This window comes from Streptomyces avidinii (assembly GCF_045161815.1).
In the GTDB taxonomy this organism is placed as follows: Bacteria; Actinomycetota; Actinomycetes; order Streptomycetales; family Streptomycetaceae; genus Streptomyces; species Streptomyces avidinii.
In genome coordinates this window covers 3,929,019-3,943,427 of sequence record NZ_CP108863.1, presented here as the reverse complement: position 1 = coordinate 3,943,427, position 14,409 = coordinate 3,929,019, and the positions used below count along the sequence as shown (strand labels likewise).

The following is a 14,409-nucleotide window of genomic DNA, read 5'->3' as shown; positions in this document are numbered from 1 at the left end:
GTACGGGGTACGGGTTCCCGCTTCCATTCGTCCGTCCACCATCCCGGCCCCGCCCGCCGGCCGCACGCGGCGCGCCTCCGAACGGGGCCGTGGGTCCCCCACCTGCCCGGCGTACGCCGGACTAGCGCGAACCCGCGATGCGCCCGACGACCTCGCCGAGGCCGACGCGGGTGCCGTCCGGGCCCGGGGCCCAGGCGGTGAGGGTGACGGTGTCCCCGTCCTCCAGGAAGGTGCGCTTGCCGTCGGTGAGCTCGATGGCGTCGCGGCCGTTCCAGGTGAGCTCCAGCAGCGAGCCGCGCTGGCCGACCTCGGGACCGCTGACGGTGCCGGAACCGAAGACGTCGCCGGTGCGCAGGGAGGCGCCGTTGACGGTCATGTGGGCGAGCTGCTGGGCGGCCGTCCAGTACATGGTGGCGAAGGGCGGCTGCGCCACCTCCTGCCCGTTGATGGAGACGGTGATGCGCAGGTCGAAGCCGCCGGGGCGGTCGAGGTCCGTGTCGTCCAGGTAGGGCTGGAGCGGGAAGTCGCGGGCGGGCGGAGCGACCCGGGCCGCGTCGAGGGCCTCCAGCGGGGTGACCCAGGCGGAGACGGAGGTGGCGAAGGACTTGCCGAGGAAGGGGCCGAGCGGCACGTACTCCCAGGCCTGGATGTCGCGCGCCGACCAGTCGTTGAGGAGGAACAGACCGAAGACGTGCTCCTCGAAGTCGCCCAGCGCCACCGGCCGGCCCAGCTCGGAGGGGGTGCCGACGACGAAGCCGACCTCGGCCTCGATGTCGAGCTTGACCGACGGGCCGAAGACCGGCGCCGGGTCGGTGGGCGCCTTGCGCTGGCCGCTGGGGCGCACGACGTCGGTGCCGGAGACCACGATCGTGCCGGAGCGGCCGTGGTAACCGATCGGCAGGTGCTTCCAGTTGGGGGTCAGCGCGTCGCCGTCCGGGCGGAACATCTTCCCGACGTTGGTGGCGTGGTGCTCGCTCGCGTAGAAGTCGACGTAGTCGGCGACCTCGTACGGCAGGTGCAGGGTGACCTCGTCGAGCGGCACCAGGTGCGGCTCGACGGTGGGGCGGTGGCCGGGGTCGGTGACCCAGGCGGTCAGCGCGCGGCGCACGTCGCGCCAGGCGGTGTGGCCGGCGCCCAGGAGCGGGTTGAGGGAGGACCGGCCGAGCAGGTCCGCGAACGGAGAGCCGAGCGCGGCCGCGGCCGCCCCCGCGTCGAGGACGAATCCGCCGATGCGTACGCCGACCCGCCGTCGGTCGTCCGCGGCGGTCGAGAAGACGCCGTAGGGGAGGTTGTGCGGCCCGAACGGGTCGCCCTCGGGGACATCGAGGGGGCTCTGCTGGGGCATGGGGTACTGCCTCGCTTTCGACGCGGTCCGGGGGTGTCCCGGTAGACACGGTGCGGGACACGCTACTCAGGATCCCGCGGGAAAGCGCGGGTACCCGGGCGGAGATGAAACACACCGCGGGACGACGCTCGTGGTCAGGTATCCACAGTTCCGGTCATATCTGATCTTTTGGTACGTGCGGCCGATCGAGGGCTCTACGGTCGGGGTTGTGTACTTCCTTGCCCTGTCCCTGCCCCGCTCGACGCAGGAGCGCGTCAAAGTGACGGATGGGACGTGCGGGAGGCCAGATTCGTGTTCTATTTGTAGGACTTGTCCAAAGGGGTCCGTATCCTTGGCGCCGTGACTTCCGCCCCGCCTCCGGCCCTTCCCTATGCCTTGATCGCCACTGACCTGGACGGGACTCTGCTGCAAGCCGGGGACACCGTCTCCGCCCGTTCCCACGCGGCACTCGCGACGGCACGCGCGGCCGGCGCCCAGCACATCATCGTCACCGGACGCCCCGTCCCCCAGGTCCGACACGTCCTGGACGGGCTCGGCCATACGGGGCTCGCGGTGTGCGGGCAGGGCGCGCAGGTGTACGACGCGGCGCGCGGGCGCCTGCTGCACTCCGTGTCCATGGACCGCGAGCTGGCCGAGGTGGCCCTCGGCAAGATCGAGGCGGAGATCGGCGAGGTCTACGCGGCGGTCAACCAGGAGGGGGTGGACGCGGAGATGCTGATAGGGCCGGGCTACCGGATGTGGCACCCCCACCTGCCGACGGTCAGCGTCCGGCGACGCTGCGACCTGTGGTCGGCGCCGATCAACAAGGTGCTGCTCCAGCACCCGGAACTGGACGACGACGAACTGACGCGGGTGGCGCGCTCGGTGGTCGGCCACCTGGTGAACGTCACGATGGCGGGCGAGCACACGGTGGAACTCCAGCCGCCGGGCATCGACAAGGCCAGCGGGCTCGCGCGGGCGGCGGAGATCCTGGGCGCGTCCCCGGCCGGGACGATCGCCTTCGGGGACATGCCGAACGACATCCCGATGTTCGCGTGGGCCGCCCATGGGGTGGCGATGGCCAACTCCCACCACGAGCTGATGGCTGTCGCCGACGAGATCACCCTGTCGAACGAGGCGGACGGCATCGCGGTGGTGCTGGAGCGGCTGTTCGGCTGAGGATTCAGCCGCCCCGCCCCGCCCCCCCCGGACGGCCTAGCCCGCGGCCCGCGGAAAGCGGCGTTCCCACGTGCGGTGGAAGACCACCTCGTCCCCGTCCCGGCACACCACCTCGTTCGACGTCAGGAAACCGCCCTCGTCGCACGAGATTTCCGAGCGGGTCTCCACCCGCGCGTCCCAGCCCAGTTCCGGCCGGTGGAGCCGGATCCGCCACCGCGAGAGCGTGCGCGCCGACAGCGCGTCCGCGTCCTGGATCTCGTACACCTCCTCCGCGTCCTCGGCGTACTCCAGGCCGTCCGGGTACACCCGCGTGCCCCCGTACCGCGGGTCCACCTCCAGCCGCCACGTCCCGCGCGCGACGTCCCGTACGACGAGCCGTTCCGGGCGCGGCTCGTCGAGCGTCTCCGGGAAGGCCACGCCCAGCGGCTCCGACTGCTCCGGGGCCTCGAAGACGATCCCGCCGTCCGCCGCCGACGCGGCGCGCACGGGAAGGGTCAGCGCGCTGCCCGCGGGGTCCAGGGTCCAGCCGGCCTCGGAGCCGGCCCGCGGCCAGATCCACGGCCAGTACGCGGAGGACACGGCGAGGCGGATCCGGTGCCCCGGGGCGAAGGCGTGCCCGATGCCGTTCAGCTCGAAGGTGACGTCCTCGTACGAGCCCACCGGCCAGGGCAGCGCCCGGTCCCGGCCCCGGCGGGCGGACAGGTTCAGCGCGCCCCGCGTGACCAGTGTCGAGGAGCCGTCCGGGGCGACGTCGCACAGTCGGGCCACGACCTGCCCGTACGGGACGTCGAGCCGCAGCCGCAGGGTGACCGACGGCCGTCCCAGGATCTCCACCGGCTCCTCGCGCCCCACCGGGAACTCGAAGCAGGCCGACTTCGCGTCCTCCTCCCGCTGGTCCGGCGGCAGGTCGGCGTCATTGCCGAAGGGGAAGAACCGGCCCGCGTCCAGCCCGGTGTGCTGCGGGGAGGCGACGTCCACCGGCGCGCCCTGGAACACGTACGGGACGGGGATGACCGATGCCGAGGGCCAGGCCTTCTCGCCGACCCAGCGGCCCGGGAGCTCCTCGTACACCGTCGCCGGCGGGTGCGAGTCGCTGATCCAGGTGCGCAGCAGCGGCTCCTCCATCACCCCGTTGTCCGCGCCCTTCAGCCAGTGGTCCCACCAGCGCAGGGTCTCCTGGAGGAAGCCGATGGCGGGTCCCGGCGGCAGCCCGCGGTCCGGGTACTGGTGCGACCAGGGCCCGATCAGGCCCCGTACGCGGGCCGGCGGCAGGTGCTCGACCAGCCGCAGCACCGTGTCCCGGTACGGGTCGTGCCAGCCGCCGACCGCGAGCACCGCCGCGCCGATCGCCGTGTAGTCCTCGCAGACGCTGCCGTGGCGCCAGTAGTCGTCGCGCGTCTGGTGGGAGAGCCACGTGTGGACGAGGGGTTCCACCGCCTCCAGCCGGTCCAGCCACTGCCGGCGCCAGCCGTCGCCGACGAACTGCGGGTCCGGCGGCCGCGAGGCGAAGGCCAGCATGGTCGCCGCCCACGCGTGCATGTCCACGGCGAGCACCGAGCCGCCCATGTAGTGGACGTCGTTGTCGTACCGGTCGTCCGTCGAGCAGACGGTGACGACCGCCTTCAGCGGCTCGGGGGCCAGGGCGGCGATCTGGAGCGAGTTGAACCCGCCCCACGAGATCCCGAACATCCCCACCGAGCCCGTGCACCACGGCTGCGCCGCCAGCCACTCCACCACCGCGACCCCGTCGGCCAGCTCGCGGGCGTCGTACTCGTCGCCGGGCCGGCCGCCGCTGCAGCCGTGCCCGCGCACGTCCACCCGTACCGAGGCGTAGCCGTGCCCCGCGTACCAGGGGTGGCGCTGCCAGTCGCGCGGCGCCGTCCAGTCGGTGAGCCGGTACGGGAGGTACTCCAGCAGCGCCGGAACCGGCTCGTCCGTCACCGGGCGCCAGATCCGCGCGTAGAGCTCCACGCCGTCGGGGAGCGGGATCCGGACATCCTCGTGGGTGGTGCCGTAGGGGAAGTCGGTACGGATGATCATCTGGTCTCGGCCGCCAATCGCCTCGGACGTATCCCTCGGACGTATCGCTCGGACCCGGCCTCAGCGGACGGGGTGCATCGTGCGCCGCAGCCACGGCGCCATCGCCATCACGGCCACGCCCACCGCCACCGCGACGGCGCCGTTGAGGCCGAAGCAGGCCGGCCGATGACCGCCGGAAGGGTGGCGAGCGCGGCGAGGGCGAGGCCGCCGCCGGCGATCCGCCGCACGGCGCGGCGCATCGCGTCGGGGGCGAGGGCGTACTCGGCGGAGTGCTTGCCTCCGGCCGGATGGCGGCGGCCCAGGACGTACTGGACCAGGCCCGCGGTCATGCCGATGGCGGCGGCCATGGCGTAGTGGCCGCAGGCGATCAGGATGCCGCCCCGGAGCACAGCGCGGTACGAACCGAGGATGCGGTCGGCGAGCCATCCGCCGGCGACGAGGTAGACCATGGTCCCGTAGGCCGCGGAGACGGTCGTCGCGGGGCGGCGGCCGGTCGGCCTCCGGATCCGCGGGCTCGTCCATATCGGTCGCAGTTCTGGGCAAAGCGTATTCTCCGGTTGATTCGACTTATCCAGAACATACCGGTGTGCATCGGGCAGTGCGCGGGTGGTGGCCGGGAAGGCGCTCTCGGTGATCGAAAACAGACCCGATACGCTGGCTTGAGTGATGGCAGCGACACATCGACAATCCATGTGATCGTCAGCGTGATCGTCAGCAGACAGGAGTACCCCTCGTGACCGTCGTCGGGCCGTTCGGACTGAGCGTGCGGGACCAGGCTCTTGAGACCGATGTCCAGGCCGGACTGGCCGCCGTCGAGGCGGGTCTGCTGGAAGCCACCAAGAGCGAAGTCCCCTTCATCACCGAGGCCGCACAGCACCTGGTCCGGGCCGGCGGCAAGCGGTTCCGGCCGCTGCTGGTGATGCTCGCGTCCCGTTTCGGTGATCCGTACGCGCCCGGCATCGTGCCGTCCGCCGTCGTGGTCGAGCTCACGCACCTCGCGACGCTCTACCACGACGACGTCATGGACGAGGCGGACGTACGCCGCGGGGTGGAGAGCGCCAACGCCCGCTGGGGCAACTCGGTGGCCGTCCTCACGGGTGACTTCCTGTTCGCCCGCGCCTCGCACATCCTGGCCGACCTCGGGCCGGAGGCCGTACGCATCCAGGCCGAGGCCTTCGAGCGGCTGGTGACGGGCCAGATCCTGGAGACGGCCGGTCCGCGCGACGGCCGCGACCCCGTCGCCCACTACCTCGACGTCATCGCCGGCAAGACCGGCTCGCTGATCGCGGTCTCCGGCCGCTTCGGCGCGCTCATGTCCGGCGCCGACGAGTCGGTCGTCGACATCCTGACCCAGTACGGCGAGCGGCTGGGCACCGCCTTCCAGCTCGCCGACGACGTCCTCGACATCGCCTCCGACGCGCACGAGTCCGGCAAGACCCCGGGCACCGACCTGCGCGAGGGCATCCCGACGCTGCCTGTCCTGCGGCTGCGCGAGATGGCGGCCCGGGGCGGCGACCCGGCCGACCTGGAGCTCGTATCCCTCCTGGACGGCGACCTGACGGACGACGCCCGCCACGCGGAGGTCCTCACCCGGCTGCGGGTGCACCCCGCGCTGGAGCAGGCCCGCCGCGACACCATCCAGTACGCCGAGGACGCGCGCGCCGCGCTCGTCCCGCTGCCGGAGTGCTTCGCGAAGTCGGCCCTCGAAGAGCTGTGCGATGCCGTGGTGCACCGCGCCGGATAGCCTCCGCACCTGTGGAACGGGCCCTTCCGCCCCGGCGACCCCTACGGGTCGGGGGAGGGGGGCCCTTTGCATGTCATCCCACGGGCGTACGCCGAGTTGCGTCCGGGGACTGACGCCCCCGGGCCGCGGATTTGGTCAGATGGAGTCATCAAACCCCACCAGATCGGGTGAGCGCGGCGACACGGTGGTCACCGCAGTCGACACAGAGGGCAGGGCACTGACATGGCACCGAACACCAAGACTTCTCGCAAGGCCGCCCGGTACGCCGTAGCGGTAGCGGTGGCGGGTGTGGCCGCGGCGACCGTTGCGATGGTCCCGGCCTTCGCGAACGCCGGCGGGCCCGACCTGCCGAAGGTGACGGCGCAGCAGCTCATCGAGAAGGTCGCCGCCTCGGACGTGCAGCAGCTGTCCGGGACCGCGCGGATCACCACCGACCTCGGTCTGCCGAAGATCGCGAGCGGGCTGCTCGGCGGCGGTGGCATCGCGGGCGGCTCCGCCAACCCGGAGGACAAGGTCGCCCAGCTGGCGAACGGCAGCCACACCCTGCGCGTCGCGGCCGACGGCCCGGACCGCCAGCGGCTGACCTTCCTCGACGGCAAGGACGAGTACAGCCTCATCCACAACGGCGACGACGTGTGGGGCTACGACTCCAAGTCGAACGAGGTCTTCCACGAGAAGAACGCCGACGCCGGCAAGGGCAAGGAAGGCAAGGACGGCAAGGACCACAAGACCGGCGACCGGCTCGCCGCCTCGCCGCAGAAGCTGGCCGAGGACCTCCTGGCCGCCGCCGGCCCCACCACGGACGTCAGCGTCGGCGGGACCGCGCAGGTGGCCGGGCGGGACGCCTACCAGCTGGTGCTCAAGCCCAAGCAGAGCGGCTCCACGGTCGGCTCGGTCCAGATCGCGGTGGACGCGAAGAACGGCGTGCCGCTGCGCGTGCAGGTGCTCTCCGCCCAGGGCGGCAAGCCGATCGTGGACGCCGGCTTCACCAAGGTGGACTTCGCCAAGCCGGCCGCGGACACCTTCGCCTTCACCGCGCCCAAGGGCGCCAAGGTGACCGAGGGCGTCGACGGGGCGGGCAAGGGCAAGGACGGCGCGGACGAGCACTGGAAGGCGCTGGAGTCCTTCCCGGGCCTCGGTGACCTGGCCGGCGGCGCGGGCGGCAAGGGCGACGTGAAGGTGCTCGGCGAGGGCTGGTCGACCATCGCCCGGATCGACTCCGGCGCGCAGCGCAGCCTGAAGGACCTGGAGAACGACAAGAACGCCCCGAAGGAGGCCAAGCAGTTCCTCGACTCCCTCGGGGACAAGGTCAACGGGAAGTTCGGTGAGGGCCGCGTCCTGTCGACCCGCCTGGTCAACGCACTGATCACGGACGACGGCAAGGTCTACGTCGGCGCGGTCACCAAGGACGCGCTGGTGCAGGCGGCCAACGCCAACAAGTAGTCGTACGGAAGCCGCCCGACGGGCGAGCGCGCCGCAAGGGTGGGCCGGGACTGTGTCCCTGCCCACCCTTGCGGCATTCCTGCCACCCGTACAGCGCACCCGCTGTACGGTGATGGACATGTCGAGACACGTCACCATCCGCCTGGACGAAGAGTTCCACGAACGCCTCAAGGCGCGTGCGGCGGCGCTGGGGACGACGGTCACCGCGTTGATCACCGAGGTCACCGAGCGGGAACTCGACGAGGACCGGAAGAACTTCCTCTCCGGCATAGAGGAGTTCGCCGACCACTGGGGCTACTTCCAGGAGCGGTTCGGCAATTGAAGATCACCATGGAGTGGGCCTGGACCGCCCTGGCCCACCATCTACCGTCAGATCCCGCCGTGTGGGATCCCTCCGGGGTGGCCGCCGCGGTCGCCCGTCACCAGAACGACCTCGTCCTGGTGCCCGAACAGCCCGCCCCGGACACCGCGTGGCGGGCCGCCGCGTTTTTGCACACCCTCGCGGTGTGCCCCGCGCTGGAATCCCCGATGAACGAGTTCTACGCGGCCGCGGCCACCCGCTCGTACCTGCGGGTGGCCGGGGCGAAGCAACTGCCCTCGCCGGAGGAGCTCGGCGATCTGGTGGAGGCGGCGAAGTGCGGGCGGGCGGACATCGCCGCCGTGGCCTCGGAGCTGCGCGCCAGGATCCAGGGGCCGCTCCAGGTGTCGGGGCAGACCCGCGCCGAGGACACCTGAGCTCCGGCACGACCGGATCGGATCGCGCCGGAGCCCTGGAGTTCCGCAGGCCGGACCGACGGCCCGCAGGCGTGGACCAGCGGGCCGGAAGGCCTAGAAGGTGATCTTCCAGCTGTTGATGTAGCCGGTGTCCTGCGCCGCGGCGTCCTTGACCCGCAGCTTCCAGACACCGTTGGCGACCTCGCTGGAGGCGTTGACCGTGTACGTCTGGACGAGGTTGTCGGCGCTGCCGCCACTGCGGTTGTGCAGGTTGTAGACGGTGCCGTCGGGGGCGAGCAGGTCGACCACCAGGTCACCGCGGTAGGTGTGGACGATGTTCACGTCGACCTTGGTGGTCGCGGGCGCGTTGCCCGTCACACCGGAGGCCGTGACCGAAGAGGTCACCGCCGCAGCGGGGGAGTCCGGGATGGTCACGTCCGTCGTGTTCTCGAAGGACGGGCCCGGCGGGACCGGAGTGGCCGCCCCGAGCGTCCAGATCGCGTAGGCGACGGCGTCGGAGTTGCGGTCCAGGGCGGTGTCGTTGATGTTCGACAGGTTGTCGCACGAGGAGTGGTAGCAGCGGTCGAAGGCCTGACCGGAGGTGCCGCCCCACTTCTGCGCCTGCGCGGATGACTTGGTGTTGCTGGCTCCGGTGAACAGGCCGCCGACGGGGATGCCCACGTTCTTGAAGGAGGCGTGGTCGGAGCGGCCGTCGCCCTCGGTCTCGATCTCGGTCGGGACGCCGATGCCCGCGTAGTAGTTCTTGAAGGTCTGCTCGATCGTCGGGTCGTCGTCGTAGACGAAGTAGCCCGGGTTCGGCGAGCCGATCATGTCGAAGTTCAGGTACCCGGCGAACTTGGCCCGCTCGGCCGCCGGCAGGTTGTTGACGTAGTACTTCGACCCGACCAGGCCCAGCTCCTCCGCGCCCCACCAGCCGAAGCGCAGGTGCTTGGTGGGCTGCAGACCGGCCCGGGAGACGGCGAGGGCCGTCTCCAGGACGGCCGCGCTGCCGGAGCCGTTGTCGTTGATGCCCGCGCCCGAGGTCACCGAGTCCAGGTGCGAGCCGGCCATCAGCACCGAGTTCGGGTCGCCGCCCGGCCAGTCGGCGATCAGGTTGTAGCCGGTGGCGCCGCTGGAGGTGAAGGTCTGCAGGGTGGTCGTGAAGCCGGCCGCGTCGAGCTGGGCCTTCACGTAGTCGATCGAGGCCTTGTAGCCGGTCCTGCCGTGGGCGCGGTTGCCGCCGTTGTTGGCGGCGATCGTCGAGAGCTGCGACAGGTGGGCCTTGACGTTGGCCAGCGGTATGTCGGGCGGTGTCGGCGCCGCGGCGACCGCCGTGGGGGCGGCGAGTGCGGCGGGGGCGGTGGAGGCGAACAGGCCGGCGACCGCGAACGCGGTCACGGCAGCGAGGCGCCGGGAGACGGACAGGCTCATGTGGGGGCTCCGGGATTCCGCGGGGATATGACGGAACGAGCGGGGATAGAGCAGGTGAGCGTTAGTGCGTCAGTGCGAGCCTGATGTTCAGCGAGAGTGTGACTGTCCGTCAAGACCACAATTCGGTCAGGGCGGTTCGGAAAACGGACGATCCCCGGTACGGGTGGTCCGTACCGGGGATCGAGGGTGTGGGGGGTTTGCTGGTGCGTGCCCCTGGGGGTGGCCCTGCTGCGTGCCCTGGAGCGCGCCGCCGGGTGTCCGTTACGCGGGCTCGCGGGCCGGGGCCGCCACGACGGCCGGCGCCGCCGCCTCCAGCCTGATGCGGGAGCGCCGCGCCGTCCGCAGCGCGTCCCAGGTGAGGAGCGCGAGCGCGGCCCACACCAGGGAGAAGCCAGCCCAGCGCTCGGGCGGCATGGCCTCGTGGAAGTACAGGACGCCGAGCCCGAACTGGAACACCGGGGCCATGTACTGGAGCAGCCCGAGGGTGGACAGCGGGACCCGGATCGCCGCCATCCCGAAGAACACCAGCGGGATCGCGGTGACCAGCCCGGTCGCGGCCAGCAGGGCTGCGTGGCCGACGCCGTGCGAGGCGAAGGTGGACTGGCCCTGCGCGCCGAGCCACAGGACGTAGCCGAGGGCCGGCAGGAACAGTACGGCCGTCTCCGCGGCCAGCGACTCCAGCCCGCCCATGTTGAGCTTCTTCTTGATCAGCCCGTAGGTGGCGAAGGAGAAGGCCAGGACCAGCGAGATCCACGGCGGCCGCCCGTAGCCGATGGCGAGCACCAGGACGGCGGCGAAGCTGAGGCCGACCGCCACCCACTGTGCGCGCCGCAGCCGCTCACCGAGCACCAGTACGCCGATGGCGATGCTGACCAGCGGATTGATGAAGTAGCCGAGGCTCGCCTCGACGACGTGCCCGTTGTTGACGGCCCAGATGTACAGGCCCCAGTTCACGGTGATCACCGTGGCGGCCAGCGCGCTCATGCCGAGTTTCCGGGGCTGGCGGAGCAGCTCCCGTATCCAGCCCCAGCGGCGCAGGGCGAGCAGTGCCAGGCCGACCACGGCCAGGGACCACACCATGCGGTGGGCGAGGATCTCGACGGCCCCGGAGGGCTTCAGGAGCGGCCAGAAGAGGGGGACCAACCCCCACATCCCGTATGCGCCGAATCCGTAGAGCAAACCCGTGCGCTGCTCGTTCTCTGCCTTCACGGGGCCTCCTGTGCGACTTCCGGCCAACTTCACGACGGTATCGCCGTACGGCCCAGATGTCATGCCCGTAATCAAGAGATACTCATGACATCTTTCGGGGCCCGCGAGGCCCGCCCGCCTCCGGCCCCTGCCGGACGCGACGGAGCCCGGATCCTGGTGCAGGATCCGGGCTCCGGGGTGTGCGTCGTGTCCGCCCGCTATCCGACGACGGTCCAGGTGTCGTTGCCGGCCAGCAGGGCCCCCAGGTCGCCCTTGCCGCTGCGGTCGATGGCCGCGTCGAGCTGGTCGGCCATGAGGGTGTCGTAGACGGGCCGTTCGACGCTGCGGAACACCCCGATCGGGGTGTGGTGCAGCGTGTCCGGGTCGGCCAGGCGCGAGAGCGCGAAGGCGGTGGTGGCGCTGGAGTTCCGCGCGTCGTGCACCAGGATCTGCGCCTCGTTGGCCGCGGTCACCGGGACGACCTCCAGGTCCCCGGTGGCCGGGTTGCGCACGACACCCTTCGCGCCGTCCGCGCCGAAGCGGATCGGCTGCCCGTCCTCCAGCCGGATCACGGCCTCCAGTGCCTGGTCCTTGTCCTTGAGGACCTCGAAGGCGCCGTCGTTGAAGATATTGCAGTTCTGGTAGATCTCCACGAGCGCCGTGCCCTGGTGGTCGGCCGCCTGGCGCAGGACCTCGGTGAGGTGCTTGCGGTCGGAGTCGACGGTGCGGGCGACGAAGGAGGCCTCGGCGCCGATCGCCAGCGACACCGGGTTGAAGGGCGCGTCCAGCGAGCCCATCGGCGTCGACTTGGTGATCTTGCCGACCTCGGAGGTGGGGGAGTACTGGCCCTTGGTCAGCCCGTAGATCCGGTTGTTGAACAGGAGGATCTTGAGGTTGACGTTGCGCCGGAGGGCGTGGATGAGGTGGTTGCCGCCGATGGAGAGCGCGTCGCCGTCGCCCGTGACGACCCAGACGGACAGGTCGCGTCGGGAGGTGGCGAGGCCGGTGGCGATGGCCGGGGCACGGCCGTGGATCGAGTGCATCCCGTAGGTGTTCATGTAGTACGGGAAGCGGGAGGAGCAGCCGATGCCCGAGACGAAGACGATGTTCTCCTTCGCGAGGCCGAGTTCGGGCATGAAGCCCTGAACGGCGGCCAGTACGGCGTAGTCGCCGCAACCGGGGCACCAGCGGACCTCCTGGTCCGACTTGAAGTCCTTCATCGACTGCTTGCTCTCGGCCTTCGGTACCAGCGAGAGCAGGGTGCGAGCCCCCTCGGTCGCCTCCGTCACCTCAGTCATCGATGGCCTCCTTGAGAACCGTGGCGAGCTGCTCCGCCTTGAACGGCATTCCGTTGACCTGGTTGTACGACTGGGCGTCGACCAGGTATTTCGCCCGGATCAGGGTGGCGAGCTGCCCGAGGTTCATCTCCGGCACCACTACCTTCTCGTAACGCTCCAGGACCTCGCCGAGATTCCCGGGGAAGGGGTTGAGGTGGCGCAGGTGGGCCTGGGCGATGGGGAGTCCGGCGCCGCGCAGCCGGCGGACGGCCGCGGTGATGGGACCGTAGGTGGAACCCCAGCCCAGGACCAGGGTGGTGGCGCCGTCCGGGTCGTCCACGTCGATGTCGGGCACCCGGATGCCGTCGACCTTGGCCTGCCGGGTGCGGACCATGTGGTCGTGGTTGGCGGGGTCGTACGAGATGTTGCCGCTGCCGTCCTGCTTCTCGATGCCGCCGATGCGGTGTTCGAGACCGGGGGTGCCGGGGATGGCCCAGGGCCGCGCGAGGGTTTCCGGATCCCGCTTGTAGGGCCAGAACACCTCGGTGCCGTCGCCGAGGGTGTGGTTCGCGCCGGTGGCGAACTTGATCTTCAGGTCGGGCAGGTCGGCGACCTCCGGGACCCGCCACGGCTCCGACCCGTTGGCGAGGTAGCCGTCGGAGAGCAGGAAGACCGGGGTCCGGTAGGTGAGTGCGATCCGGGCCGCGTCGAGGGCGGCGTCGAAGCAGTCCGCGGGGGTCCGCGGCGCCACGATCGGCACGGGGGCCTCGCCGTTGCGGCCGAACATGGCCTGGAGCAGGTCCGCCTGCTCCGTCTTCGTCGGCAGGCCGGTGGAGGGGCCGCCGCGCTGGATGTCCACGATCAGCAGCGGAAGCTCCAGCGACACCGCGAGGCCGATCGCCTCCGACTTCAGTGCCACACCGGGCCCGGAGGTGGTGGTCACCCCGAGCGCGCCGCCGAAGGCCGCCCCGAGCGCCGCGCCGATGCCGGCGATCTCGTCCTCGGCCTGGAAGGTCCGCACGCCGAAGTTCTTGTGCTTCGACAGCTCGTGCAGGATGTCCGATGCGGGGGTGATCGGGTAGGAGCCCAGGTAGAGGGGCAGATCGGCCTGCTGGCTCGCGGCGACGAGACCGTAGGAGAGTGCCAGGTTCCCGGAGATGTTGCGGTAGGTGCCGGTGGGGAAGGCCCGGGTGGCGGGGGCGACCTCGTAGGAGACCGCGAAGTCCTCGGTCGTCTCCCCGAAGTTCCAGCCCGCCCGGAAGGCGACGATGTTCGCCTCGGCGATCTCGGGCTTCTTCGCGAACTTCTGCCGCAGGAAGCTCTCGGTGCCCTCGGTGGGCCGGTGGTACATCCACGACAGCAGGCCCAGCGCGAACATGTTCTTGCTGCGCTCGGCCTCCTTGCGGGAGAGGCCGAAGTCCTTCAGCGCCTCGACCGTCAGCGTGGTCAGCCGTACCGGGTGCAGGTTGTAGGCATCGAGGGAGCCGTCCTCCAGCGGCGAGGTCGCGTAGCCGACCTTGGCCATCGGGCGCTTGGTGAACTCATCCGTGTTGATGATGATCTCCGCGCCGCGCGGCACGTCCGCGATGTTCGCCTTGAGGGCCGCCGGATTCATCGCCACCAGCACGTTCGGGGCGTCGCCCGGCGTGAGGATGTCGTGGTCGGCGAAGTGGAGCTGGAAGGAGGAGACACCCGGGAGGGTTCCGGCGGGGGCGCGGATCTCGGCGGGGAAGTTCGGCAGCGTCGACAGGTCGTTCCCGAACGACGCCGTCTCCGAGGTGAACCGGTCACCGGTGAGCTGCATACCGTCACCGGAGTCACCCGCGAATCGGATGATCACACGATCGAGGCGGCGCACTTCCTTGCCGCCAGGGCTCTCCGGGGTGCGCTGTCCACCTACGACCGCACCCCCGGCCCCGTCGGCCTGCTCGGCTGGGCTGCTGACCTGGCTGGTCACTGAACTGGACCTCCTTCGAGGCGTGACCCCCCGGGACCCACCCTACGACGGTAGGGATCAAGGCCCCCAGGAGCGGCCACATTCTGGACCGTAGGACCGCCCCTCGAGACGG

Annotated in this window: 11 protein-coding genes and 1 pseudogene; 5 read left to right on the top strand and 7 right to left on the bottom strand. The window is 70.9% G+C overall.

Annotated elements, in window-relative coordinates; genetic code table 11:
* Positions 1–121: 121 nt before the first annotated feature.
* Positions 122–1,345 (bottom strand): fumarylacetoacetase, encoded by a 1,224-nt coding sequence (gene fahA / locus OG373_RS17340; RefSeq protein WP_397734829.1) that lies wholly within the window; start codon positions 1,343–1,345, stop codon positions 122–124.
* Between the two features lie 339 nt (positions 1,346–1,684).
* Here fahA and OG373_RS17335 point away from each other — a divergent pair, with 339 nt between their 5' ends.
* Complete coding sequence (locus OG373_RS17335) at positions 1,685–2,503, top strand: HAD family hydrolase (protein WP_405439138.1); 819 nt, start codon at positions 1,685–1,687, stop codon at positions 2,501–2,503.
* Positions 2,504–2,539: 36 nt separating this feature from the next.
* On the opposite strand, the gene OG373_RS17330 is transcribed toward OG373_RS17335, so the two are convergent.
* Positions 2,540–4,543, bottom strand: coding sequence for a CocE/NonD family hydrolase (locus OG373_RS17330; protein ID WP_405439137.1), 2,004 nt, complete (start codon positions 4,541–4,543; stop codon positions 2,540–2,542).
* Between the two features lie 161 nt (positions 4,544–4,704).
* Positions 4,705–5,022 (bottom strand): annotated as a pseudogene (locus OG373_RS17325) (MFS transporter); the annotation flags it as partial.
* 254 nt (positions 5,023–5,276) lie between these two features.
* Between OG373_RS17325 and OG373_RS17320 the strand changes: the two are divergent.
* The 4 genes from OG373_RS17320 to OG373_RS17305 all read left to right on the top strand — a co-directional run bounded on the left by OG373_RS17320 (position 5,277) and on the right by OG373_RS17305 (position 8,465).
* Positions 5,277–6,287, top strand: coding sequence for a polyprenyl synthetase family protein (locus OG373_RS17320; protein WP_405439136.1), 1,011 nt, complete (start codon positions 5,277–5,279; stop codon positions 6,285–6,287).
* A 222-nt stretch (positions 6,288–6,509) separates the two neighbouring features.
* Entirely contained in the window at positions 6,510–7,730 is a 1,221-nt protein-coding gene (locus OG373_RS17315) for a LolA family protein (RefSeq protein WP_405439135.1), read from the top strand.
* 118 nt (positions 7,731–7,848) lie between these two features.
* On the top strand, positions 7,849–8,052 hold the full coding sequence (locus OG373_RS17310) for a ribbon-helix-helix domain-containing protein (protein ID WP_225884906.1): 204 nt from the start codon (positions 7,849–7,851) through the stop codon (positions 8,050–8,052).
* Entirely contained in the window at positions 8,049–8,465 is a 417-nt protein-coding gene (locus OG373_RS17305; RefSeq protein ID WP_397734818.1) for a hypothetical protein, read from the top strand. The genes OG373_RS17310 and OG373_RS17305 overlap by 4 nt, the downstream gene beginning before the upstream one ends.
* Positions 8,466–8,558: 93 nt before the next feature.
* On the opposite strand, the gene OG373_RS17300 is transcribed toward OG373_RS17305, so the two are convergent.
* The 4 genes from OG373_RS17300 to OG373_RS17285 all read right to left on the bottom strand — a co-directional run bounded on the left by OG373_RS17300 (position 8,559) and on the right by OG373_RS17285 (position 14,297).
* The gene (locus OG373_RS17300) at positions 8,559–9,875 is read right to left on the bottom strand and encodes a M28 family metallopeptidase (RefSeq protein WP_405439134.1); all 1,317 of its coding nucleotides are present in this window, start codon (positions 9,873–9,875) and stop codon (positions 8,559–8,561) included.
* A gap of 261 nt (positions 9,876–10,136) precedes the next feature.
* Positions 10,137–11,084: an EamA family transporter RarD gene (gene rarD, locus OG373_RS17295; protein ID WP_405439133.1), complete on the bottom strand. Its 948-nt coding sequence runs from the start codon at positions 11,082–11,084 to the stop codon at positions 10,137–10,139.
* Positions 11,085–11,281: 197 nt separating this feature from the next.
* Entirely contained in the window at positions 11,282–12,361 is a 1,080-nt protein-coding gene (locus OG373_RS17290) for a 2-oxoacid:ferredoxin oxidoreductase subunit beta (protein ID WP_405439132.1), read from the bottom strand.
* Positions 12,354–14,297, bottom strand: a complete 1,944-nt coding sequence (locus tag OG373_RS17285; RefSeq protein WP_405439131.1) for a 2-oxoacid:acceptor oxidoreductase subunit alpha — start codon at positions 14,295–14,297, stop codon at positions 12,354–12,356. Before OG373_RS17285 ends, OG373_RS17290 begins: the two co-directional genes overlap by 8 nt.
* Between the last annotated feature and the right edge of the window lie 112 nt (positions 14,298–14,409).